This window comes from Paenibacillus sp. CH40, from assembly GCF_024213605.1.
Classification (GTDB): domain Bacteria; phylum Bacillota; class Bacilli; order Paenibacillales; family Paenibacillaceae; genus Paenibacillus; species Paenibacillus polymyxa_B.
This window is the reverse complement of the sequence record NZ_JANAVQ010000002.1, coordinates 507,603-529,143: the sequence shown is the minus strand read 5'-3', so window position 1 is coordinate 529,143 and position 21,541 is coordinate 507,603. Positions and strand designations below refer to the sequence as shown.

24 protein-coding genes and 1 other RNA gene are annotated in these 21,541 nt (G+C 44.7%); 15 read left to right on the top strand and 10 right to left on the bottom strand.

Features of this window, described 5'->3' with window-relative positions; genetic code table 11:
* Nucleotides 1-19: 19 nt before the first annotated feature.
* The 3 genes from pepF to NLX73_RS08895 all read right to left on the bottom strand — a co-directional run bounded on the left by pepF (nucleotide 20) and on the right by NLX73_RS08895 (nucleotide 2,445).
* Nucleotides 20-1,816 (bottom strand): oligoendopeptidase F, encoded by a 1,797-nt coding sequence (gene pepF, locus NLX73_RS08905; protein ID WP_068940260.1) that lies wholly within the window; start codon nucleotides 1,814-1,816, stop codon nucleotides 20-22.
* Nucleotides 1,817-2,015: 199 nt separating this feature from the next.
* A complete protein-coding gene (locus NLX73_RS08900) occupies nucleotides 2,016-2,204 on the bottom strand; it encodes a hypothetical protein (protein WP_025715827.1) in 189 nt (62 codons plus the stop codon).
* Between the two features lie 7 nt (nucleotides 2,205-2,211).
* Nucleotides 2,212-2,445, bottom strand: a complete 234-nt coding sequence (locus tag NLX73_RS08895; protein WP_013309704.1) for a hypothetical protein — start codon at nucleotides 2,443-2,445, stop codon at nucleotides 2,212-2,214.
* A 173-nt stretch (nucleotides 2,446-2,618) separates the two neighbouring features.
* Between NLX73_RS08895 and NLX73_RS08890 the strand changes: the two genes are divergently transcribed.
* The 6 genes from NLX73_RS08890 to NLX73_RS08865 all read left to right on the top strand — a co-directional run bounded on the left by NLX73_RS08890 (nucleotide 2,619) and on the right by NLX73_RS08865 (nucleotide 6,445).
* Nucleotides 2,619-2,816: a cold shock domain-containing protein gene (locus NLX73_RS08890; RefSeq protein WP_013309706.1), complete on the top strand. Its 198-nt coding sequence runs from the start codon at nucleotides 2,619-2,621 to the stop codon at nucleotides 2,814-2,816.
* 208 nt (nucleotides 2,817-3,024) lie between these two features.
* Complete coding sequence (locus tag NLX73_RS25215) at nucleotides 3,025-3,216, top strand: oligosaccharide flippase family protein (protein WP_231109379.1); 192 nt, start codon at nucleotides 3,025-3,027, stop codon at nucleotides 3,214-3,216.
* Nucleotides 3,217-3,230: 14 nt separating this feature from the next.
* On the top strand, nucleotides 3,231-3,806 hold the full coding sequence (locus NLX73_RS08880; protein ID WP_254325918.1) for an MATE family efflux transporter: 576 nt from the start codon (nucleotides 3,231-3,233) through the stop codon (nucleotides 3,804-3,806).
* Between the two features lie 237 nt (nucleotides 3,807-4,043).
* Complete coding sequence (locus NLX73_RS08875; protein WP_061828604.1) at nucleotides 4,044-5,123, top strand: tetraprenyl-beta-curcumene synthase family protein; 1,080 nt, start codon at nucleotides 4,044-4,046, stop codon at nucleotides 5,121-5,123.
* Between the two features lie 23 nt (nucleotides 5,124-5,146).
* Nucleotides 5,147-6,118 carry a 6-phosphofructokinase gene (gene pfkA, locus NLX73_RS08870; protein WP_061828603.1) on the top strand — a complete coding sequence of 324 codons (972 nt, stop codon included), beginning with the start codon at nucleotides 5,147-5,149 and terminating at the stop codon, nucleotides 6,116-6,118.
* Nucleotides 6,119-6,235: 117 nt separating this feature from the next.
* Nucleotides 6,236-6,445 carry a DUF3906 family protein gene (locus NLX73_RS08865; protein ID WP_013309710.1) on the top strand — a complete coding sequence of 70 codons (210 nt, stop codon included), beginning with the start codon at nucleotides 6,236-6,238 and terminating at the stop codon, nucleotides 6,443-6,445.
* On the opposite strand, the gene NLX73_RS08860 is transcribed toward NLX73_RS08865, so the two are convergent.
* From NLX73_RS08860 to NLX73_RS08845, 4 genes are all read right to left on the bottom strand, one after another.
* Nucleotides 6,442-7,812, bottom strand: a complete 1,371-nt coding sequence (locus NLX73_RS08860) for an MATE family efflux transporter (RefSeq protein ID WP_254325917.1) — start codon at nucleotides 7,810-7,812, stop codon at nucleotides 6,442-6,444. The two genes, NLX73_RS08865 and NLX73_RS08860, sit on opposite strands and share 4 nt — an antisense overlap.
* A 196-nt stretch (nucleotides 7,813-8,008) precedes the next feature.
* Entirely contained in the window at nucleotides 8,009-9,187 is a 1,179-nt protein-coding gene (locus tag NLX73_RS08855) for a putative glycoside hydrolase (RefSeq protein WP_254325916.1), read from the bottom strand.
* Between the two features lie 216 nt (nucleotides 9,188-9,403).
* Nucleotides 9,404-9,592, bottom strand: coding sequence for a hypothetical protein (locus NLX73_RS08850; protein ID WP_080683009.1), 189 nt, complete (start codon nucleotides 9,590-9,592; stop codon nucleotides 9,404-9,406).
* A 172-nt stretch (nucleotides 9,593-9,764) separates the two neighbouring features.
* Nucleotides 9,765-10,586: a YitT family protein gene (locus NLX73_RS08845; RefSeq protein ID WP_165175841.1), complete on the bottom strand. Its 822-nt coding sequence runs from the start codon at nucleotides 10,584-10,586 to the stop codon at nucleotides 9,765-9,767.
* 325 nt (nucleotides 10,587-10,911) lie between these two features.
* On the opposite strand from NLX73_RS08845, the gene cshA reads away from it, so the two are divergent.
* The 4 genes from cshA to NLX73_RS08825 all read left to right on the top strand — a co-directional run bounded on the left by cshA (nucleotide 10,912) and on the right by NLX73_RS08825 (nucleotide 14,345).
* Nucleotides 10,912-12,504 carry a degradosome RNA helicase CshA gene (gene cshA, locus NLX73_RS08840; protein WP_254325915.1) on the top strand — a complete coding sequence of 531 codons (1,593 nt, stop codon included), beginning with the start codon at nucleotides 10,912-10,914 and terminating at the stop codon, nucleotides 12,502-12,504.
* Between the two features lie 222 nt (nucleotides 12,505-12,726).
* Nucleotides 12,727-13,488: a YesL family protein gene (locus NLX73_RS08835; RefSeq protein WP_025720102.1), complete on the top strand. Its 762-nt coding sequence runs from the start codon at nucleotides 12,727-12,729 to the stop codon at nucleotides 13,486-13,488.
* A 58-nt stretch (nucleotides 13,489-13,546) separates the two neighbouring features.
* Nucleotides 13,547-13,741, top strand: a non-coding RNA gene (gene ssrS / locus NLX73_RS08830) — 6S RNA.
* A 211-nt stretch (nucleotides 13,742-13,952) separates the two neighbouring features.
* Nucleotides 13,953-14,345 (top strand): DUF1499 domain-containing protein, encoded by a 393-nt coding sequence (locus tag NLX73_RS08825; protein WP_013309718.1) that lies wholly within the window; start codon nucleotides 13,953-13,955, stop codon nucleotides 14,343-14,345.
* 91 nt (nucleotides 14,346-14,436) lie between these two features.
* Here NLX73_RS08825 and tpx read toward each other — a convergent pair whose 3' ends face one another.
* The gene (tpx, locus tag NLX73_RS08820) at nucleotides 14,437-14,955 is read right to left on the bottom strand and encodes a thiol peroxidase (RefSeq protein WP_023988020.1); all 519 of its coding nucleotides are present in this window, start codon (nucleotides 14,953-14,955) and stop codon (nucleotides 14,437-14,439) included.
* Between the two features lie 119 nt (nucleotides 14,956-15,074).
* Between tpx and NLX73_RS08815 the strand changes: the two genes are divergently transcribed.
* Together NLX73_RS08815 and gltC are read left to right on the top strand one after the other, a co-directional pair.
* On the top strand, nucleotides 15,075-15,698 hold the full coding sequence (locus tag NLX73_RS08815; RefSeq protein ID WP_061828599.1) for a rhomboid family intramembrane serine protease: 624 nt from the start codon (nucleotides 15,075-15,077) through the stop codon (nucleotides 15,696-15,698).
* A 98-nt stretch (nucleotides 15,699-15,796) separates the two neighbouring features.
* Nucleotides 15,797-16,735, top strand: a complete 939-nt coding sequence (gene gltC, locus NLX73_RS08810) for a glutamate biosynthesis transcriptional regulator GltC (protein WP_039270004.1) — start codon at nucleotides 15,797-15,799, stop codon at nucleotides 16,733-16,735.
* A 90-nt stretch (nucleotides 16,736-16,825) separates the two neighbouring features.
* Here gltC and NLX73_RS08805 read toward each other — a convergent pair whose 3' ends face one another.
* Together NLX73_RS08805 and NLX73_RS08800 are read right to left on the bottom strand one after the other, a co-directional pair.
* Complete coding sequence (locus NLX73_RS08805) at nucleotides 16,826-17,497, bottom strand: zinc metallopeptidase (protein WP_023988023.1); 672 nt, start codon at nucleotides 17,495-17,497, stop codon at nucleotides 16,826-16,828.
* A gap of 39 nt (nucleotides 17,498-17,536) precedes the next feature.
* The gene (locus tag NLX73_RS08800; protein ID WP_023988024.1) at nucleotides 17,537-17,968 is read right to left on the bottom strand and encodes a MerR family transcriptional regulator; all 432 of its coding nucleotides are present in this window, start codon (nucleotides 17,966-17,968) and stop codon (nucleotides 17,537-17,539) included.
* 295 nt (nucleotides 17,969-18,263) lie between these two features.
* Here NLX73_RS08800 and NLX73_RS08795 point away from each other — a divergent pair, with 295 nt between their 5' ends.
* The 3 genes from NLX73_RS08795 to NLX73_RS08785 are packed head-to-tail and all read left to right on the top strand — an operon-like array spanning nucleotide 18,264 to nucleotide 21,532.
* Nucleotides 18,264-19,667: an ammonium transporter gene (locus tag NLX73_RS08795; RefSeq protein WP_039270006.1), complete on the top strand. Its 1,404-nt coding sequence runs from the start codon at nucleotides 18,264-18,266 to the stop codon at nucleotides 19,665-19,667.
* A gap of 48 nt (nucleotides 19,668-19,715) precedes the next feature.
* Nucleotides 19,716-20,798 carry a DUF294 nucleotidyltransferase-like domain-containing protein gene (locus NLX73_RS08790; protein ID WP_254325914.1) on the top strand — a complete coding sequence of 361 codons (1,083 nt, stop codon included), beginning with the start codon at nucleotides 19,716-19,718 and terminating at the stop codon, nucleotides 20,796-20,798.
* A complete protein-coding gene (locus tag NLX73_RS08785) occupies nucleotides 20,795-21,532 on the top strand; it encodes an exonuclease domain-containing protein (RefSeq protein ID WP_061828597.1) in 738 nt (245 codons plus the stop codon). Before NLX73_RS08790 ends, NLX73_RS08785 begins: the two co-directional genes overlap by 4 nt.
* Nucleotides 21,533-21,541 lie beyond the last annotated feature (9 nt).

Sequence of the window (21,541 nt, the reverse complement as noted above, 5' to 3'; positions counted from 1 at the left end):
ATTTTAAGTGCGCACGGTTTTACTTTCCTTCAGTTAGCTTTTCCATTTCTGTAATGACTTCTTCGAATACGCTCATCGCTTCGCGGATCGGCTGCGGAGAGGACATGTCAACGCCAGCTTTTTTCAAAATATTGATTGAATAATCGCTGCCACCGCTCTTCAAGAAGCCCAAGTAACGGTCAACGGCTGGCTGGCCTTCTTCCAGAATCTGTTTCGAGAAACTGGTTGCTGCCGAGAAGCCAGTAGCATACTTGTAGACGTAAAAACTGTTATAAAAATGAGGGATCCGTGCCCATTCCATTTCAATGTCTTTGTCTACCTTCATGCCAGGCCCGTGATATTTCACATTCAGATCATAGTAAATCTCTGATAAAAGCTGTGGTGTAAGGGATTCTCCCTGTTCAGCGCGTTCATGTACAATTTTCTCAAATTCCGCAAACATGGTTTGACGGAATACCGTTGTGCGGAATTGATCTGCATAGTAGGTGAGAAGGTACATTTTCTCTTTCGGATCGGTTGATTTGTTCAGCAGGTAGTCCATTAGCAACGCTTCATTGGTTGTGGATGCCACTTCAGCCAGGAAAATGGTGTACTGTGCATCTCTATACTTCAATGCGTTGTCTGAATAGTACGAATGCAACGCATGCCCCATTTCATGAGCAAGTGTGAACATGCTGTTCAGGTTATCTTTATGGTTCAGCAGCACATATGGGTGGGTACCATAAGCTCCCCAACTGTATGCACCAGTACGTTTGTTTTCGTTTTCGTATACATCAATCCAGCGCTCATCATAGCCTTTTTGCAACGAAGCCAGATAGTCCGCGCCCAGTGGCTTAAGGCCTTCCTTTGTTTGCTTTTTGGCGTCTTCATACGTAATGTCCATCTTGTATTCGTCCACAAGTGGAGCGAACAAATCATACATATGGAGCTCATCCACACCTAACAACTTTTTACGCAGCTTGATGTAGCGATGGAGCAGGGGCAAGCTTTCATGAATGGTATCAATGAGATTCGTATACACTTCCTTCGGAATATTGTCACCGTACAGTGACATTTCCAGTACAGAAGGGTATTTGCGAACACGAGAATAAAAAATATTTTTGTTTACATTGGCACTTAGTGTAGAAGCAATTGTATTTTTATTTTTGGCATATGTGTCATATACCGCTTTAAAAGCACGTTCGCGAACTTCGCGGTGCGGACTTTCGAGGAATTGAATGTAGCTGCCATGAGTCAGCTCAACCTCTTTGCCGTTTTCATCCTTAATTTTTGGAAACTTCAGATCGGCATTGTTGAGCATGCCAAAAATCGTTTGCGGGGCTTGAGCCAGATTGCCAACCTGAGCGAGCAACGCTTCTTCTGTCTTGCCCAGAATATGTGCTTTTTCCCGCTTCATTTCTTGAAGTGTAAACCGATAATCTGCAAGCTTCGGATCTTCAATGAAGGCATCGAGCTGATGATCCGGCAATGCCAAAATTTCAGGCGTCACGAAAGAAAGAGACTCGCTAACCTCAACGCCTAATTTTTTGGCTTTTTGCGAAAGACCCTGGTATGTAGGTTCAGCTGTATCCTCATCATGATGCAGATGTGCGTACACATATACACGCTCGGTTTTAAGCGACAATTCATCTTCCAATTTAAAGCAGCTGCCAATCGACTCTGCTGAATTGAGCTTGCCTTGGAATTGTTCAGCCTTTTTGGCTAGTTGTTTGACTTCTTCGTATTCTTGATCCCATGCTTTGCGGTTGGGAAACAAATCTTCCAGTTTCCATGTATTTTCCACTGGCGCATCAGCGCGTTTTACAATTTCACTCATGGAGAGCCTCCTCTGATCGAACGTAATGTGGGGTAGAGCTGCGGCAGTAAGGGACGGATGCCAAAACGAAGAAACCGCCACGCTTACCGTAAGCAGCAGGGCAAGAGGTTTTACAGGATGCATGTAACGGCAGATCCTCCTTATACCATGGCTTGTTTTGCCATAGTATGACCTCTTACGCCCGAAAGTATAATTTTCCTTACTGTGGGTTGGAACCTATATTTAATAAGCTGTATACAATGAGATAAAAGGCAAGGCAAACCATGATTACAGCAGTGAGGGCCATCCACTTTTTGAGAGGAGTCGGTATCGTATCACGCTTCATGATCAGCACTCCGCCCAGCGTGAAGGCCAGAATAATGAAGATGAGATAGCTGTTGGACACCATGAATAGGCTAGACCTGTTTGAAAGCGTTCATGATCCGCTGCCACTCTTCCTCATTATCTTGAAAGGACTGCTTGGGAAACCGATTTTGAGCCCAATGCATTAGCGCCGGACGGCTTAAAAACGTGTGGGCTTCCTCGCCCCAATCATCAGATATTTCCCGTAGAACGATGTAACGGCCCTGCACCTCGACAGTCATCATGTTCCAATTGTCTTTTTTGTATATTTCGTGTTTTTTCATCATATGCATGTCTCCGATTTTATAGATGTTTTGGTTCATGATACCGCAGTTTCCGCCGCAAAAGCAAATCATTCCAGCCCGAAAAACCCGGAAAAACATCAATTGCATTGTGAAAAAGCATGAAGTATAATATGGATATTCGCCATAGATGGCGGTATTTTTAGGAGGTTGTTCACTTGAAAGGTACAGTTAAATGGTTTAACGCAGAAAAAGGTTATGGCTTCATTCAAATGGATGGTGGCGAGGACGTATTCGTACATTTCTCCGCAATCCAAGGCGACGGCTTTAAAACTTTGGAAGAAGGTCAAGCGGTTGAATTCGAAATTACTGAAGGTAACCGTGGACCCCAAGCAGCTAACGTAATCAAACTGTAAGTGTAACTGAATTGTAAGAATGGTTCCGTTTCTACGGATGTCTTATATATTACGGTTAAACTATGAATTGAGAGCGCAGTTCCTTTAATTTAAGGGACTGCGCTTTTTTGCGTAAATACGTTTATGATATGAGAAGATTGAGCAGGAATAGGGTATTATACGTAATAAAACTAGGCAGAAGACATTTCAAATTGAAGGAGTTGAGAAAATGAGTGCAGCAGAGGCTAGTCGTAAGCCTTCCCTGATTGAAGGTCCTATTGCCAAAACGCTGTTTATGTTCTCTTTGCCGATGCTGTTCGGAAACATTCTGCAATCCCTGAATGGAACGATCAATTCCATCTGGGTGGGGAAGTTTCTGGGAGAAGCCGCATTGACTGCCGCTTCAACGGAAATATTATAAACGGCTACGGGACAGTGGCAGCAGCAGCTTATACAGCAGCCAATAATTTGTCGAGCTATGTGCAGATGCCAGCAATGGCGTTAGGTGCAGCTGTATCTTCCTTTGCCGCTCAAAATATCGGAGCCGGACGTTGGGATCGAGTGCGCATGACAACCTGGATTGGGATTGTGTATAATTTTGTGTTGACTGGTGGAGCTGTGGTATTAATTTACGTGTTTAATCGTCAGGCCTTGCTCATGTTCCTTCCTTCTACAGGGGGTGCATTGGAATTGGGTATGCGGATTAATCTGATCACCTTGTGGTCTTTTGTTATATTCGGTGTTACCAATGTCATTACAGGTGTTGTTCGATCGACGGGTTCCGTCATGATACCGCTTTTAATTACCATTATTTCATTATGGGGCATTCGTATACCTTTGGCCTATGTATTTGTCGATGAGTATGGTCTAGATGCTGTATGGTGGAGCTTTCCTGTTGGTTTTGCTATTTCTGCCGTAGCAGTCATTTACTATTATGCTTTCGGGAAATGGAAGCAGGCAAGCATGGGAGAGGGAATCCAAGCCATGAAGCCCGCAGAGGACAAGGGATAGGTAGGCCATTTATACTATTTGCGATTAAAGTCTTATAAGGATAGATTTTGTGTAACTCCTATTTTTGACTAATAAAACATTACAGGTATAAAATTCTTTTTGTAAGAATAGCTCATTTTCTTGAATTTTAAAGAAAAAAGTGAGGTTGTTCATTTGTGCTAAAAGGACGATCATATTATAATGGATATGGTTTGGATAGGTATAATTACGTAGACAACAATGTGGAGGCACCGTCATTTGAGTTATGTTGAGCAAGGACGTTATCAAGTACCGAGAGGCCCCATAGGTCTAATGAGCCGAATGTACAAGCACATTCTCCCTGAAACGAAACTAGAATTGAGTAACTGGAAGAGCAAGGCCGAACAAATTCCGGACCCTGAGCTGCGAAGCCAGGCGCTTGCGAGCATAGCGGATAAGACATTTCACTGCGTGGGTGGAGCGGTTTATGCCGCTGCCAATATGTCTGCCCGGCAGACGCTAATTCCGCTGATCGTAGCGTATCAGACCATTAGTGATTATCTGGACAACCTGTGTGATCGCAGTACGTCCATGGACCCGGATGATTTCAGGCTACTGCATCAGGCTATGCTGGATGCGGTTAATCCGACGGCTAGGCCAGTGAATTATTATGAGTTGCGTCGTGAGCAGGAGGATGGCGGTTATTTGACCAGGCTGGTGACAACCTGTCAGTCTTGTGTAAGCAGGCTTCCGGGCTATGAGGCGGCCATGCCTTACGTTCAGGATTTGGCGCGATTATACACGGATTTGCAAGTATACAAGCATATTAAACCCGAGCTGCGGGAACAAGCGCTTTTGGATTGGTGGTCGCTTCATAAAGACCGTACACCAGAGTTGCGCTGGAATGAGTTTGCTGCGGCTACCGGTTCAACTCTGGGGGTCTTTATGCTGTTTCTTGCTGCCAGCGACCAGCATCTGACAGATGCAGGGGCTGCCTCAATACATGCATCGTATTTTCCACATGTGTGCAGTCTTCATATTTTGCTGGATTATCTAATCGATCAAGACGAAGACCGGAAGGGCGGAGATCTTAACTTTTGCAATTATTATGAAGATACCGACATGGTGCTAGACCGGATCGCCTACGTTGTGAATCGGGCGCGGGCTGATATTGCAGATGTCCCTGCCAGCTCCTTTCACCGGATGATTATCGAGGGATTGCTGGCTTTATATTTATCCGACCCTAAAGTTAGCGAGCAGCAGGACGTTCGCGCTGTTTCGAGACGTTTAATGAAAAATAGTCCACTCATGCGTTTGTTTTTCTTATTAAACAGTCGATGGATAAGAAGGCTTATATGATTATTTTGAGGAGGTCATAAATCATGACAGCAGTTAAGAAAATTGCAGTATTAACAAGTGGTGGAGATTCACAAGGGATGAACGCGGCAGTTCGCGCCGTCGTACGTAGCGGATTGTATTTTGGACTGGAAGTATTCGGGATTCAACGTGGTTATCAAGGCCTTTTGAACGACGATATTTTTCCAATGGATCTGAGAAGCGTCGGAGATATCATCCAACGTGGGGGAACTGTACTTCAATCTGCAAGATGCCTGGAATTTACGACTGAAGAAGGGCAGAAAAAAGGCGCTCAAATTTTGCGTAACCGTGGAATTGACGGCGTAGTCGTGATTGGTGGCGACGGTTCCTACCAAGGAGCTAACAAACTGACCAAGCAAGGCATTAAAACGATGTGTCTTCCGGGTACGATTGACAACGACATTTCCTTCACGGACTACACTATTGGTTTTGATACGGCGGTTAGTATTGTAGTGGACGCAATCAACAAGCTGCGTGATACGATGTCATCCCATGAACGTTCTTCTATCGTGGAAGTTATGGGACGTCATTGTGGTGATATTGCTCTGCATGCGGGTCTGGCTTCTGGCGCAGAAACGATTTTGGTGCCTGAGGTAGAATTTGACCTGAACGAAGTATCCGACCGGATGAAACAAAACTTTAAGCATGGTAAACGCCACAGTATCATTATCGTTGCTGAGGGTGTAGGCAAAGGCGAAACAGTAGCACAAGTTATCCAAGAAAACTGTCCGGATTATGAGCCTCGTGTTACAGTGCTTGGACACATCCAACGTGGAGGCACACCAACAGCGTTTGACCGCAACCTGGCGAGCCGTTTGGGTGACTTTGCTGTTCGCCAATTGATCGAGGGCATATCTGACAAGGCTTGCGGAATGATCGACGGTAAGTTGGTAGCTACAGATATTGACAAGGTTGTAAATACCAAAAAAGATTTCAATATGGAGCTTTATGAGCTGGCCTTGCGTTTGTCCCAATAATAAGAGCCTTTATGTAAAATAGATCGGCTCTGATATTGGAAATGATCAAAATTATGCGGATGACCCGAGTCATCCGCTATTTTTTTAGCTTTGAGTCCTATCAGGAGGTAGTCATATATGTACCTATTCAAAATCGAAGTGGACAGTTCGGAAGGAGCGCTGACCGTCATTCTCGCTGCTGAAAATGAAGAACAGGCATTTGAAGAGATTGAACAACATGTGGAGAGACACTTTCTATATCCTCCCAAGCTGAATGAAGTGGCTATTGTGGAGAAAAAACGAATAACTTTAGGCGCAGCATATGTAATCGAGACACGCAAAGGCTAAATAGCCTCTGCGTGTTGTTTTTTTTCGGCGAAACGACGTTGTACTCTCACCAGACGCCAGAGAAGTAAAATAGCGCCTACTGCCAACCCTGTTATCAAACCGATCCAGTAGCCGTAGGGTCCCAATGAAGTCCAGCGTGCCAGTATATATCCTACAGGAAGCCCAACGACCCAATAGGAGAGGAATGTGAGCAAAAAGGCTGGATTGACGTCTTTATACCCGCGTAGCGCTCCTTGTGTAGGTGTAGCGACAGCATCAGATATCTGAAAGAAAATCGCATAGATTAGAAAATGCTGTGCCAATTGAATGACCTGCGGATCGGTGGAGTAAAGTCGAGCGACCTGTTCACCCCAGATAAGCAGTACAATAGCTGTAATCAATGATAGACCTACTGCGCTGCTAATCCCCATTACACTATAAGCTTTGGCATCCCGCGGACGAGTAGCCCCTGTTTCATAGCCAACTAGAATCGTAAGTGCCATGCAAATGCTGAGTGGAATCATATACAGCGTAGATGCAAAGTTCATGGCGGCCTGATGTGCAGCTATGGTAGCTGTATTATAGCTACTCATGAAGAGAGTGACGGCTGAAAAGACGGCAGTCTCAAAAAATATAGCAAATCCAATCGGTACGCCAATCTTGATGAGCTCTTTCAAAGCACCAGCGGCAATCCCGTATATTTTGCTGAAGATTCGGTATTCGGCAAATATTCTTCCACGATGCGCAGTGATACCGGCGACCAGCATGATGATCCAGTAGGTGGTTGCCGTTGCCACCCCGGAGCCTACACCCCCCAGACGCGGAAAACCCCAGTTTCCATAAATAAGGAGATAGTTCAACAATACATTAATGGGTAACGACATGAGCGTGATGAACATCGTAAAGCGGGTTTGTCCCAATGCATCCATAAAGCTTCGGAGTACAGTATAGGCAAATAGAGGAACAATCCCGAAAGCCATCGCACAAAGGTAGTATAGGGCCACATTATGAACTCTCAATTCCAAATTCATACCGTTCAAAATAGGCTTGACCAAAATGATGCCAGCAATCAAAACGACCATAGACAGGGCGAGAGAGAGCCAAAGTGCTTGAATGACATAGTAGGAGACTTTATCTTTGCGCTGTGCTCCTACCAATTGAGATACAATGGGCGTGATAGCCATAAGTATTCCGTTAAGGCCTGTTTGTACAGGAACCCATAGGCTTACTCCAATGGCTACTCCAGCCAGATCGGCAGGGGAAAAGTGTCCCGACATATTCGTATCAAAAAAAGTCATGGCAGATAGTGCAAGCTGGGTAATCAAGATAGGGAGCAAAATGTAGAAAAGTTGCTTCCATTTCTGTCCCGTTGTTAGAGTCAATTGCATTTTTGTTTTCCTCATTTACTAGGGATTGATTATTCGTATGTATCATAACATGTAAGTATTTATTGTAAGGGATACCGATACATTTGAACAGTAATAAAAAAGACTGCACCCGTTCGCCAAACAACGGGACAGCCTTCGAAATGATTATATAATTTCTAAATTTTATATAAAATAATAAAAAGTCCGGAGAGATAAATTATTTGTATGTTACTCCGCTAGTATAGCGGTTTGTGGCATTCCAAAGTAGATATTCATCCACTTTCATATCCTTAAGCGCTCGAATTTGGTCCTCTACTTGAGTTTTTCCATACTTAGCATAATGTCCGCTCCCCAACCAACTTGCGGTAAAATCCTGGATCCAAGGACGAATAATTGGCTTTAGCTTGCCCGTCGGATCGAGCTTTTTGTGTGTATCGGCCATGGAGCCTTTAATCGTCTGGTATGGATTCTTATCGGGGTCTTTTACACCGAACCAGCCTGTGGTGTAGTGACTTGGATAAACCATGGGCGAAATGACATCCACATTTTCGGAGATTTTAGTGAAATCCTGTCCGATCCCCTCCGCAGCAGGAACGGATGCGGCATATCCGAAAATATCTACCGATACTCGTACACCTAATGGAGCAAGCTCTTTACGGGCATATTGTACGAATTCAGCGACTGCATCCGAGCGAGATTGATCTGATTTGGTATATTTCAGCTTGTCTGCTCTTTTCTCAAAGCCTTCGGGGAAACGTACATAGTCAAATTGAATTTCCTTAAAACCAAGTTTGGCTGCTTCCTTAGCGATGGCGATATTATAATCCCATACTTCTTTATTATAGGGATTGACGAACCCGTCTCCTTTGCCGTTTTTCCAGACAGAGCCGTCAGGGTTACGGAAAGACATCTCGGGATTTTTGTTAGCTAGTACCGTATCTTTAAATACGACAATACGAGCAATCGGGTAAACATTATGCTTTTTCAATCGGTCCATCAAACCGGAAATATCCCGAATGAATTTTTGCGGCTTGCCCAATTTGAGCAGCTCGGGATTGGTCGTTGGATAAGTGATGTAACCTGCATCGTCTTTAATATCAATAACCATGGAATTGAGCTCTGTCTTGTCAAGCAGTTCAAGCAGCTGAGTCATACGCGAACCGCCTGCGCTATAAGCCGTGACGTAGATGCCCTTTATAGCAGGAGTCGTCGGTTGTGGGTCAATTTTAACTGGAGGATTGGAGGCATCCACCTTCATATTATTGTGCTGAGCCTGGATCATGGCGCTACTAATTGTTGTTGCCACCGTATCTTTTACATTTGGAACGTTGGCTGACTGATCGCCGTTTCCGCCTATCCCCATCGCCAATAGCATAATTGCCCAAATCATATTCATTTCCTAACTCTCTCCCTTATGTATGTCGCTTACCTGATTATACGTAAAGTTATGTATCGAAAAACAACATGCTTGTAACCAATACTGGAATCATCAGGCACAGTCTTACATGATTAACCCAACCTGTGTTCATTGAATCCATAAAAATGCATAAATAATGCCGCTCTCTTCGCGGTTGTAGATGTAACCGGAAGAAGCGGCACTTGGTAAAGAAATTTATTGAAGATAATTATTGTCTTGATGCTCGCAAATACTGTACTGAATAATTTCTAGCGCATCCGTTGGCTTGAGTATGGCCATCCCGTCCCGAAGCACAATCATCGAGTTCAGCTCATCCTTTTTGAGAGAAGGGAGCATTTCTGGGTACCATCTTAAGACAATGTCGGACAGTTTTACCGTTTCCATTTCCACAAAAATCACCCTTTCCTGCTCGGAATCATTCCAAAAGAATCATTCAATACGATTCGGAAAAGCAAAGTGCCTGTGAAATAGCAGGTAAAGCTGGTCTTTATATACTATGGGAACAGCGCACATATAGTGTACCACAGAAACTGTATTTTGACACTTGGGTTTGTGCTTATCTTCGGCGAAATGAACCCATCACCCCAACCGTTTCCACAATATTGACAAAAGCTGAAGGGTCCACTTCTTTAATGATCCGTTTTAATTCAACTAGCTCGTAGCGTGTCGTGACAGTCATCAGCATGTCCTTTTCGGTATGTGAAAATGCGCCTTCAATTTTTATTTTGCTAACACCGCGTGGTGTGGTTAACATCCGCTCCAGTAGCTTGTCGGTGTGTTCTGTAATAATGTAGACGGTAATCTTCGTGTGACTGACATAGATTTGATCCAATACCTTGCCAGTCACAAAAATAGATAGCATGGACGCAAGTGCAATATTCCAATCATCGTTCAAATATCCTGCTGCAAGAATGACCAGTCCATTCATGCCAACAAGTACAGTTCCTACGGGGAAGTCACGATAACGAGTGACGATGGAACCGATAATGTCAAAACCGCCCGTAGAACCCCCTACCCGAAAGGAAATTCCTGCTCCAACGCCGATCATCACCCCACCAAAAACGGAGGCTAGCAGGGGGTCCGACACGACAGATTGCACCGGCACCCAGGCCAAAATCCACGTTGTAACGACAACGGATAAAATGCTCAGGCTAATAAAACGCTTGCCTAAAATAAACCAGCCTGCAATAAGCATCGGAATATTGATAATAAAATACATCGCGCTGATATCAAATTTTGTGAAGTAGCCGATTAACATGGAAAGACCGGCTACTCCCCCGCTCAGCAAGTGGTGTGGCACGAGAAACAGATTAAAACCGCATGCAATGGCAGCGGCTCCAAGAATGACAATTAAGCAGTTTAACACTATTTTTAACAACTTATTTTCACCTCATTTAAATTATACGGGAAGCAACTTGCTGGTATTCATGAATTGTTCTGTGCTATAATGCGATGTGGATATTCTTGAGTAGGGACCTATGTCCAGAGAAACACTTAAAATTTAAACTGTTTTAAAAAGGATAAATTCGTTTAAGATGTATCGGATAGGTTCCCCAAATTCATTACAGAAAGATACAGTTATAGGTCTAAATAAACTGTCACTGTATTGGGGAAAACTTATACAATAATATCGCTACTTAAGAATACAGACAACATTGTGGATTGTCCACCACATCCACCATTATGAAGGAGTTTGAATAAATTTGACGACATTTGCAGAATTTGATCTTGAACCGAAAGTAATTCAGGCGATTACAGAACTGGGCTTTGAAGAAGCAACACCAATTCAATCCCAATCCATCCCGATTGCACTGCAAGGCAGAGACATGATTGGCCAAGCCCAAACAGGTACTGGTAAAACCGCTGCGTTTGGTATTCCGCTGATTAACAAAATTTCTAGAAGCGACGAAAAAATCAGAGCCCTGATCATGGCACCAACACGTGAGCTTGCTATTCAGGTAGCTGAAGAAATCGAAAAACTTTCCCGTTTCAAAGGTCTTCGTACTTTGCCAATCTATGGTGGACAAGATATCGTACGCCAGATTCGTGCTTTGAAAAAGAAACCTCAAATTATTATTGGTACGCCAGGACGCTTGCTTGACCATATTAATCGCAAAACCATCAAGCTGGAAGATGTAAACACAGTTGTTTTGGATGAAGCAGATGAAATGTTGGATATGGGCTTCATGGAAGATATTCAATCCATTCTGAAGCAAGTTCCAGACGAGCGTCAAACGATGCTTTTCTCGGCTACAATGCCTCCTAATATTAAAAGATTGGCTGAGCAATTCCTCAAAAATCCTGAGCATGTTTCAGTTATTCCTAAACAAGTTAGTGCTCCACTGATTGATCAGGCCTATATCGAAGTTCCTGAGCGTCAAAAATTCGAAGCATTGAGCCGTTTGATCGACATGGAATCCCCAGAACTTGCTATCGTATTTGGTCGTACCAAGCGTCGGGTAGACGAGCTGGCTGAAGCTCTGCAAAAACGCGGATATTCTGCAGACGGTTTACACGGTGACTTGTCTCAAAACCAACGTGATGCTGTAATGCGTAAATTCCGTGACGGAAGCATCGACGTGCTCGTAGCGACTGACGTAGCTGCCCGTGGTTTGGACGTTTCCGGCGTAACTCACGTTGTGAACTTTGACCTTCCGCAAGATCCAGAAAGCTATGTTCACCGTATTGGACGTACTGGACGTGCAGGTAAAGAAGGGGAAGCTTGGTCTTTCGTAACGCCTCGTGAAATTGACCATTTGCACTTTATCGAACGTGTAACTCGTCACCGCATTCCACGCAAGCCGCTTCCAACATTGGCTGAAGCTCTGGAAGGCAAACAACGTATCATTGCTGAACGTCTCCTAGAGGCTGTAGAAAGCGGTGAGCTGAACGAGTACAAAGGTTTGGCTATTCAAATGCTGGAGCAATATGATTCTGTACAACTTCTCTCCGCAGCTCTGAAACTGATGACTGGTGAGAAAAGAGAAGCATCGATTGAGTTGACTCCAGAAGATCCGATCCGTGCAAAACGTCGTAAACCAGACGTGCGTTCTGGCGGTCGCAAGCCTTCCAACTATAGCGGTCGCAGCAACGGTGGTTACAATTCCAACCGTTCTGGCGGTACCGGCGGTAGTGGAAGTAAAGGTGGATATGGCGGTTACAACCGTGGCAAAGAAGGCGGCGGTGGCTACAACCGTGATTCCGGAAGCCGCTACAGTGGAGATCGTAAACCACGCCCGAGCAGCAATGGAGAAACTCGTCGTCCTGCAAGACGTGAAGATTCCTCTTCCGAATAAGAAATGAAATAATGAAAAGTCGAAGCAGATGAAGCTTCGGCTTTTTTGTTATAATTGATCAGTATGAATGAACCTTTTAGCGATCTGCTTTAATAGGTCACGTATTGATTTCTCTGGCGTATTAGGGCTGAAATACGGTATGATATAGTCAAGAGCCGGAATTTATAGGCATAGCAACATGAGTCTTGGAACTGCCAAGGCTTGCGGAGGGAGAGACTGACATTGGAGTTTAAAGGAGCTATGGGTGGTATTTACCGCCTCACCGAGTGGATTACCCGACTGGCGGCTACAAATTTGTTATGGGTGTTATGTTCGTCGCCTTTTGTATTCTGCCTCATACTGAAACTACTTGTAATGAATCAGAATTTGGCTAATGAGTCTTTACAAATGAATTGGGCGATGGCTGTTTTGGCACCGCTTACTTTATTTCCAGCCACATCGGCTATGTTCACAGTGGTTCGCAAATGGGTAATGGGGGATACCGATACAGGCGTGTTTCGTACCTTTTTTAAAGGGTATAAGGAGAATTATAAGCAGAGTCTGATCGGGGGTATCTTTTACACATTGCTATTTGTCATCATGTATGTAGATTATACCGTATATATGACACAACTCAGCAACTTGCAAATCGTGGGCGTAATTATGCTTATTCTTATCATTATTTTGCTTGTGTCTATGTTTAACTTCTTTTCGATGGTGGCTCATTATCATATGTCTACCGGACAAATTATTAAAAATGCGGTTTTACTGACGCTGATTCGACCATTCCGTGTATTTTCCACTATGCTCGGCAGCGCCGTTGTTATATTTATTGGAGTCAAATATCCTGTGCTTTTCCTATTCTTCATCGGCAGCGTGGTTGCTTGGTTCGCTTTCTTTAATTTTTATGGAACATTTCTCAAAATGCAAGATCAAATGGAAAAGATGAAGCAGAAAGATGAAGATACGGCAACCATTGAAGACAAGAAAAGTGATAACCTCTAAAAATAAAACATATTTCTCCTAGCATTTACTTTCTGAGTGAGAAGCGCTATAATAAGGTCACATCCTGCGATGCACGTTACGGTCATTTGTTGTTTTGAACCAATGACAATGTCTAGGGAGATCTATACGGATGAACAGCTGAAAAGCCCTGTCAATTCCTGACAAGGGGACTTCAAAAGTTTATTCTGCGGTCACCCACCTGCTAAAGCAGGTTCAGAAGACGCTATGGTCGGACGGCATCGGCGGGTACTCCAAAGATAATGAATACACTCTGTTCATGCTTCGTGCAGAAACAGGGTGTTTTTTGTATGTAACAATGTTAAACTAAGACATGAGGTACTAAGGTCGCATACCACAGGTATGGTCGGTTAAATTTTTGTTGTTTAACGTTTTTATAAAGCGCTTGCAGCAAAAAAACCGATGTGCTGCATTATGGCAACGATTATCGTGAAGGAGGAAATGTCTTGTCGTTGAAGAGGACTCTGGTAGGGATTGTGCGCAGCCAAGAAGGTACAAGCGACCGGGTCAAGGACCCCCAAATGAAGACACGCTATTATAACTTATCGAGAGACAAGGCTTGGGAAGAAGTATCATCTATTTTGAAAAAAATTCCTGGCTACAAGGTACTCCATGAGGTAGCATCTGTAGGTGAGATTACGTTAGAGAAGCGAACGGCGTTCGGTAGAACCGTCGACATTACCGTTTCCATATTGTCCGTCTCGCCAGTTCGGAGTGCGGTGGATATTTATTCTGCTTCACGCGGATCGCTAGGGGACTTGGGCGCGAATTACCGCATCATTTTGCAACTGTTCGCTGTGATTGACAAGAAGCTGTCCGCTCATAAGGTCGTGCAGTAATTGTAGATGTGTGAGCAGTGATGTGGCAGATAAACGTCAAAAAAAGCGAGGAAGGCAACCCTTCACTCGCTTTTTTAATATTCAGTCTGATTTATACGAGTTTTTTCACTGCTGCAATCGCTTGGTCATAGTCAGGATGTTCGGACATTTCGCTCAAGTATTCTACGTAAGCGATTTTGTCATTTTGATCAATTACAAAAATAGCTCTATGATCCAAATGGAATTCCTTGATGAACACACCATAAGCTTCGCCGAAGGAATGATCCTTATAGTCGGACAGTGTCAATACGCGGTCGATACCGGCAGCACCGCACCAACGAGCTTGAGCGAAAGGCAGATCGACGCTGACAGTTAGCACCACGACTTGATCCCCAAGGGAATCAGCTTCTTGGTTAAAACGTCGAGTCTGTGCGTCACACACGCCTGTATCCAAAGAAGGAACAACACTGATCAATTTGACTTTGCCCGCAAAGTCTTGAAGCGTAGCTGCTTCTAGCAGGTTTTTCTGTAATTTGAAATCAGGTGCCTGGTCTCCAACCTTCAGTTCAGGACCTAAGAGTGTCAAAGGATTGCCTTTAAAAGTAGCAGCTCCTGTACGTTCTTGTGCCATATGTAATAGCCTCCTTGGTTTTTAGCATTGGTTATCGTTGCCGAAATCTATTATAATCTTTTATAAAAGACATTGTCCAATTTGAATAAGGTGGAGACACCCATGAAGGAAGGATTGCCTTGATTTTTTTACGTTATGAGAACTGGAAAAGTTATTTGCGGTTTTACCCAGTGACCTGTCTGATTTTGCTCATTAATATTGTGATGTTTATTGTACTCACCGTACAGGGTGGATCGGAAAATAGTTTGACGCTGATCCGATATGGAGCTTTGATTAATGAAGCGCCATTCACTGATCAGCTGTGGCGATATGTATCAGCCATGTTTTTACATGCAGGGTTTGATCATCTTCTGTTCAATTCCTTCGCCATACTCGTATTCGCTCCTCCGCTGGAGCGTTTGCTGGGGTCCTTCCGCTATGTGTTATTGTATCTGGTCACGGGCATTGTAGGGAACATACTGTCCATCGCACATTACAACATGATGGCGGAAACGACAGTCTCTGTAGGAGCCTCAGGAGCGATTTATGGCATCTATGGAGCATTCCTATACGTTGCCCTGTTCCAGCGGTCACTGATGGATGACGCCTCGCGCAAAACGTTGTACACGCTGCTTGGGTTTGGTATCCTGTTTTCTTTCGCTGTAGCGAACATTAACTGGACGGCTCACTTCGGGGGATTGCTCAGTGGGTTTTTCCTTTATGGATTAATGATCAGATTGACTGGCCAACGCAAACGTCACTAAAGATAGTTTTACCGTAAGTTAGCAGGGTAAGAAAGAGGATGATGTTCGATTGACGTCTTCTTCCGGATGTTGAAAAACAGATTGGAGCGAATATCGGAGTGGAATTACGACAGTTGCAATACTTCATGAAGGTAGCGCAAAAAGAACATGTCACTCAGGCAGCCGAGGAGCTACATGTGGCGCAATCTGCGGTAAGTCGGCAAATTCATCAGCTTGAAGAGGAGCTGGGAGTTAATCTTTTTATGCAAAAGGGTCGCAATTTGCAGCTAACGCCAGTGGGACAGCTATTTTGCAAACGGGTTGAGACGATTATAAAAGATCTAGAGCGAGCTGTTTTGGAGGTTCATGAGTTTTTGGACCCTGAAGGGGGCGAAATCCGCATCGGTTTTCCGCACAGTTTGGGGATTCATCTTATTCCTACGGTGGTGGCTGAATTCCGAAAGCGGTATCCCAATGTTAAATTCAGATTTAAACAGGGGATGTACCCGAGTTTAATTCGTGATGTGTTAGCGGGTGAGGTGGATTTGGCTTTTGTATCTCCTTTTCCGGATCGTCATGATCATGTAGAGGGGGATGTGGTGCTGACCGAGGAGTTGTTTGCTGTTCTCCCGCCCAATCATCCTTTAGCCACGGCCAAACACATCACGCTGAGTCAGCTTAAAGGAGAAAAATTCATCCTGTTCAGAGATGGATATTCGTTACGCCCGATTGTCTGGCAGGCTTGTCTGGAGGCAGGATTTACGCCAGATATTGCTTTTGAAGGTGAAGAGACAGATACGATTCGCGGATTAGTTGCGGCTGGTATGGGAGTCAGTCTTTTGCCTGAAATGGCGTTGTTTCAGACCAACCCGCTTCAACCTGCAAGAGTGTCAATTGTTGATCCAGAGGTCACGCGAACTATAGGCTTGATTCATCGCAAAGATGACAAGCTACCATTAGTTGCAAAGTCATTCCGGACTTTTTTGTTGCAATATTTTGGTCTTAAAGGTAGTGTTGCTACTCCGAATGGAAGTGCAAAAGCGGATTTAGGGCAGTGAGTATAGCTGGTTGGTTTTAGATAAAGAAAAAAAGGTTGTTCCTCTACCGTTAACTTGGTGGAGGAACAACCTTTTTTGCAACACAAGCAATTAATCCCGGCTGTTAAAGATACCGATTAAGCGAATTAGTTCCAGCAAGGAAACGAGAGCTGCAGCCACATAAGTTAATGCAGCAGCATTTAATACTTTGGCGATACCCCGTTCTTCATCACTACGGATAAACCCTTCGGAAACCATAATTTCCCGGGCGCGGTTGGAAGCATTAAATTCAACCGGTAATGTAATTAATTGAAAAGCAACAGTAGCCGAGAAAAAGATAATACCCAAGCCAATCAGGTTCGTGTAGCTGAATAAGAAACCGGCAATCAGCAGAAATGGTGCAATCCCGGAAGCGAAGTTTACGATCGGAAAGATCCGGTGACGGAGTGCGAGCATGGGATAATGCTCTTTATGCTGAATGGCATGACCGACCTCGTGACAAGCTACGGCAACTGCAGAAATCGATTTTTCATAATAAACGGGCTCGGATAGCCGCACGACTCTTTGCATTGGATCATAATGGTCAGATAACGCACCAGGTACTGGTTCAATAGGCACATCATGCAAACCATTGCGATCCAGCATATGCCGAGCTGCATCATAACCGGTTAACCCATTTTCATTTGGGACATCAGACCATTTATTAAAAGTACCTTTTACACGGAATTGCGCCCATAAGGATAATCCGAACGCAAGAATAATCAATATATACATACCCATCATAAAGCAACCCTCCATTATTGTTCATCATAGCCCGGGCATCTACATCATAGAACTATGCTCCAGCAGATACTTCAGAGCTTCGATACAAGCGGCGCTTTGTGGTAGTAGACCAGTAAGCAACTTACGCGCTTGAACGGGCTTGAGCTGCCCCAAAAGAGGCTGTAGTTCATTGACTTCACGTTCTAGACGCTGCATGTGCATCTCTAGACTCGTTAGTTTGTCAGTGACGTGCTCTTCCCCCGCGACCGAGTTCCATTTAATCAGTGTCTGTCTGATTTCCTCAAGGCTATACTTCTCTTGTTTCATTTGGTTAATACGTTCAAGCCTGTTTAAGGTTTCATCATTATAAAGACGATAATTTTTCAATGATCGTTCTTCAGGTGTGATCAAACCAAGCTTTGTGTAATAATCAATAGTTCGTTCGCTGACACCAGCCGCCTTGGCTAGCTCACCAATTCGATACAGCTTCATATCCCCATCTGTCTTCACCTCGCGCTCTTCGTTCAACCTTCAATATTAGCATTTGCAAACGGAGTGTATATAAAGAATATTTTACATGATTCCCAACCATACAGTCAAACGTCATGCTTTTTTTTGGACAGAAACAAGCTACTTTTATAGTTAGTAAATGTGACATGGAGTGTTTGGGACCATATTTTTTTAACATAATAAAAAAAATCTTGTCAACTTTCATGTATTCTGATTATAATGACAATAAGAATTTCACGAAATGTAAAGAAACTTAACATTCGAGGGAGTGGGCTTCATGAGAAAAAAGTGGTTAGTTGTATTATTGGCCATGCTGACAGTATTAGCTTTTCCGGTAGGTGCGTTTGCTGCTGACGGTCCGACAAATATTCAACTTCAAGCCGGGCTAAACACGGCCTTTACGTTCTTGGCATTTATACTTGTATTTTTTATGCAAGCGGGATTTGCATTGCTGGAGGCAGGATCGACACGAATGAAGAATGCGGGCCATGTCGCTGGTAAAACGATTCTTACCACAGGTGTTGCGGCTTTGTCCTTCTGGGCACTTGGATTTGGATTCGGCTTTGGTAATGATGGCGGAAACGGATTTATGGGACTGACGGGTTTTTTCATGAGTGGTACGAATGCTGCTGCATCGTTTGATGCTCTTTCAGGTCTGGATGTTCCGATTACAATTATGTTTTTGTTCCACTTTGCTTTCGCTGCGGTATCACTTTCTATCGCATGTGGGGGAATGGCAGAGCGTGCAAAATTAAGTGTATACATTATCTTCGGTATTTTGTTCTCTATCGTGATCTATCCGGTTGTAGCTCACTGGGTGTGGGGCGGCGGATGGCTTGGTAAGTTAGGCATGCAGGATTATGCCGGTTCGACGGTAGTCCATTTGACAGGCGCTACGGCGGCACTCGTCGCTACACTGCTGCTCAAACCGCGTCTAGGCAAGTTCAATAAAGATGGCAAGCCGAACATTATCCCTGGTCATAATCAGGTGTACTCTATCTTGGGTGTTATTATTCTCTGGTTTGGTTGGTTTGGGTTTAACCCAGGTAGTGCTGTATCGGCTATGAACGACGGATTCTTTGGATATGTGGCCTTGACTACCAATATTGCTGCTGCGGCAGGTGGGGTTTTCGCTTTGCTCGTATCCTGGATGGTATATGGAAAAGCAGATATTCCTGCTATGCTAAACGGTGTGCTGGCGGCTTTGGTTGCTATTACTGGTTCTTGTGCCTTTGTAGCCCCTTGGGCGGCACTGGTCATTGGTGCAGTTGCAGGGATCGTCACTTTCTTCACAGCGCAATGGTTCGAGCGTGCAAGAGTAGATGACCCGGTATATGCTTTCTCCGTGCATGGTGTTGCAGGGATGTGGGGCGCAGTGTCCACAGGGTTCTTCGCTACTCCTGAGCTTGTAAAAATAACAGGTGTAGGTCAAGCGGGTCTGTTCTATGGTGGTGGATTTACCCAATTAGGAGTACAGCTTCTTGGACTGATTGGCACCTTGGCTTTCGTGTTCGTCATTTCCTTCATTATTCTGGGTGCGATGAAAGCGATTATGGGTATCCGCGTTACGGAAGAGGAAGAAACGATGGGACTGGATATCAGTGAACACGGTACGTACGGCTATCCTGAGCAAATGAAGTTGGTTGCCGAGGCTGAAAAGCGTTCTGGAATTGTGAACTAATATGTAAAATATAAAGAACCAGTATGGATGAGCGGAGGAGATGGAAGTATGGAACTGCAAAATATGGCCTCTTGGGTGAGTTCCGCTGAAGCGATGGATCAAGCAGATACGCCTGAATCGCTAAGGCAGGCCAGGGTCGACTCTCAAAAATGGCTGCTGGCTTCCCAAGCCTCCGCTCCGTTATCAGACTGGTTACGAACGGCGAATGAAATGCATGACCGCATCGCGGCCAGAGCTGTACAAATGTGTGAAAAAGGGATGGTTAAGGATGGCTTCGGCCCTCCTCCCGTCCCTTATGCATTTATAGCCTTCGGAAGCATGGGGCGCTCAGAATCGACGCTGTGGAGTGACCAGGATAACGGTATGATTATCAGTGACACAATATCTGCTGATAAAGAATTGTATTTTAGAGAGTTTGGTCGCAGAGTGTCTGCGATGTTAGAGTATTTGGGATATCCCAAATGTGAGGGGAAAGTAATGTGCTCGGAGCCGTTGTGGCGCCAAACATTGTCTGGATGGCAAGAACAGCTAACGAAATGGTCGGACGATTTTGCTTGGGAGCCGATCCGTTATCTGATTATCTCGTCTGATATGAGGCATATCGCTGGAGATGAGCAATTATCTGCAAACTGGAAACGAAGTTTTTATGAGTTGTTCCGAAAACATTCTGATTTACCCTCGGCGGTACTTCGGAACACGGTGAGGCATAAAGCGACACTTAATATTTTAGGTCAGATTGTTACCGAGCGCTTCGGTGAGCATGCGGGCGATTTTGATGTGAAATACGGGTTGTACATTCCGCTGGTGAACGCAGTCCGTTTTTTGGCGTTGCAACATGGTGTAGAGGAAACCTCCACCCTCCAAAGGCTCAGTCGTCTTGCATCATTGGAAGCGGCGCCGTTGCCTTTACTCGATGCTTGCGAGCGAGCCTTTCGGATCGCGCTTCAGCTTCGAATGGCTACTCCGGTGAAGAAGAATGATGGATTGCTGGTCAGCAATGGCTACCTGGCTGTAAAGCCGCTCAAACAAAGTAAAGGCTGGCATGAGTTGCGCGAGGCGCTTTCGACAGTACGACGGCTGCATCGTGCGTTGCAAAGGCAGTTGCGATTTATGGAAGGGAGAAGGTCATGAAGGAACCAGCGCAGGGAAGTGGCTTCTGGAGCGCTCTCCGCAGAGGAGGAGTGCCGTCTGCGATTGCATCTGTAATGGGGGCTCCTACGGCTCAGCAGATGGCTTTTATTCGCTCCTTAACTCGGGAGCAACGGCGCTCTGAAGTATTGCGGACCCCGCTGGATCGTCTGGAGACGGTAGTTTTTGATCTGGAGACAACGGGATTTTCAGCACAGCATGGAGATGAGATTTTATCGTTCGGGGCGATTCGGGTTGTCGGGGACATGATTATGGAAAAAGAGCAGTTTTATACGCTTGTTAATCCACGGACTGTGATTCCTGAGCATATTACCGAGCTAACTGGGATTACCCGGGAAATGACGGATGAAGCTCCACCGCTTATGAACGGACTGCACGACTTTATGTCCTTTGTAGGTGGGCGAGTACTTGTGGCACATGCTAGCGCTCATGACAAGGCCTTTTTGAATGCTGCATTATGGAAAACATCTAAAGTTCAATTGACTCACCGTGTTCTGGATACGATGATGCTTGCCAAATGGCTTGAGCCACAGCAACATCAAACCTACAGTTTGGATGAATTGTTGACCTATCAATCCATTCCGATTGAAGGGCGGCACCATGCGTTAGAGGATGCGAAAATGACGGCTAAGCTGTGGGTTGCGTATGTTCAGGAAATGTTGAAGCGTAATGTGACCAATTTGGCAGATGTCTACGCGCATTTAAGTCATGCATGATTCAGTACA

Coding starts and splice junctions, on each gene's coding strand:
- NLX73_RS08790 (WP_254325914.1), top strand. CDS start 19,716: ATGGAACTGCAAAATATGGCCTCTTGGGTGAGTTCCGCTGAAGCGATG.
- NLX73_RS08800 (WP_023988024.1), bottom strand. CDS start 17,968: ATGAAGCTGTATCGAATTGGTGAGCTAGCCAAGGCGGCTGGTGTCAGC.
- NLX73_RS25215 (WP_231109379.1), top strand. CDS start 3,025: ATGAGTGCAGCAGAGGCTAGTCGTAAGCCTTCCCTGATTGAAGGTCCT.
- NLX73_RS08785 (WP_061828597.1), top strand. CDS start 20,795: ATGAAGGAACCAGCGCAGGGAAGTGGCTTCTGGAGCGCTCTCCGCAGA.
- NLX73_RS08900 (WP_025715827.1), bottom strand. CDS start 2,204: ATGGTGTCCAACAGCTATCTCATCTTCATTATTCTGGCCTTCACGCTG.
- NLX73_RS08805 (WP_023988023.1), bottom strand. CDS start 17,497: ATGATGGGTATGTATATATTGATTATTCTTGCGTTCGGATTATCCTTA.
- NLX73_RS08865 (WP_013309710.1), top strand. CDS start 6,236: ATGTACCTATTCAAAATCGAAGTGGACAGTTCGGAAGGAGCGCTGACC.
- pepF (WP_068940260.1), bottom strand. CDS start 1,816: ATGAGTGAAATTGTAAAACGCGCTGATGCGCCAGTGGAAAATACATGG.
- tpx (WP_023988020.1), bottom strand. CDS start 14,955: ATGGCACAAGAACGTACAGGAGCTGCTACTTTTAAAGGCAATCCTTTG.
- NLX73_RS08795 (WP_039270006.1), top strand. CDS start 18,264: ATGAGAAAAAAGTGGTTAGTTGTATTATTGGCCATGCTGACAGTATTA.
- NLX73_RS08855 (WP_254325916.1), bottom strand. CDS start 9,187: ATGAATATGATTTGGGCAATTATGCTATTGGCGATGGGGATAGGCGGA.
- NLX73_RS08895 (WP_013309704.1), bottom strand. CDS start 2,445: ATGATGAAAAAACACGAAATATACAAAAAAGACAATTGGAACATGATG.
- NLX73_RS08860 (WP_254325917.1), bottom strand. CDS start 7,812: ATGCAATTGACTCTAACAACGGGACAGAAATGGAAGCAACTTTTCTAC.
- pfkA (WP_061828603.1), top strand. CDS start 5,147: ATGACAGCAGTTAAGAAAATTGCAGTATTAACAAGTGGTGGAGATTCA.
- NLX73_RS08850 (WP_080683009.1), bottom strand. CDS start 9,592: ATGGAAACGGTAAAACTGTCCGACATTGTCTTAAGATGGTACCCAGAA.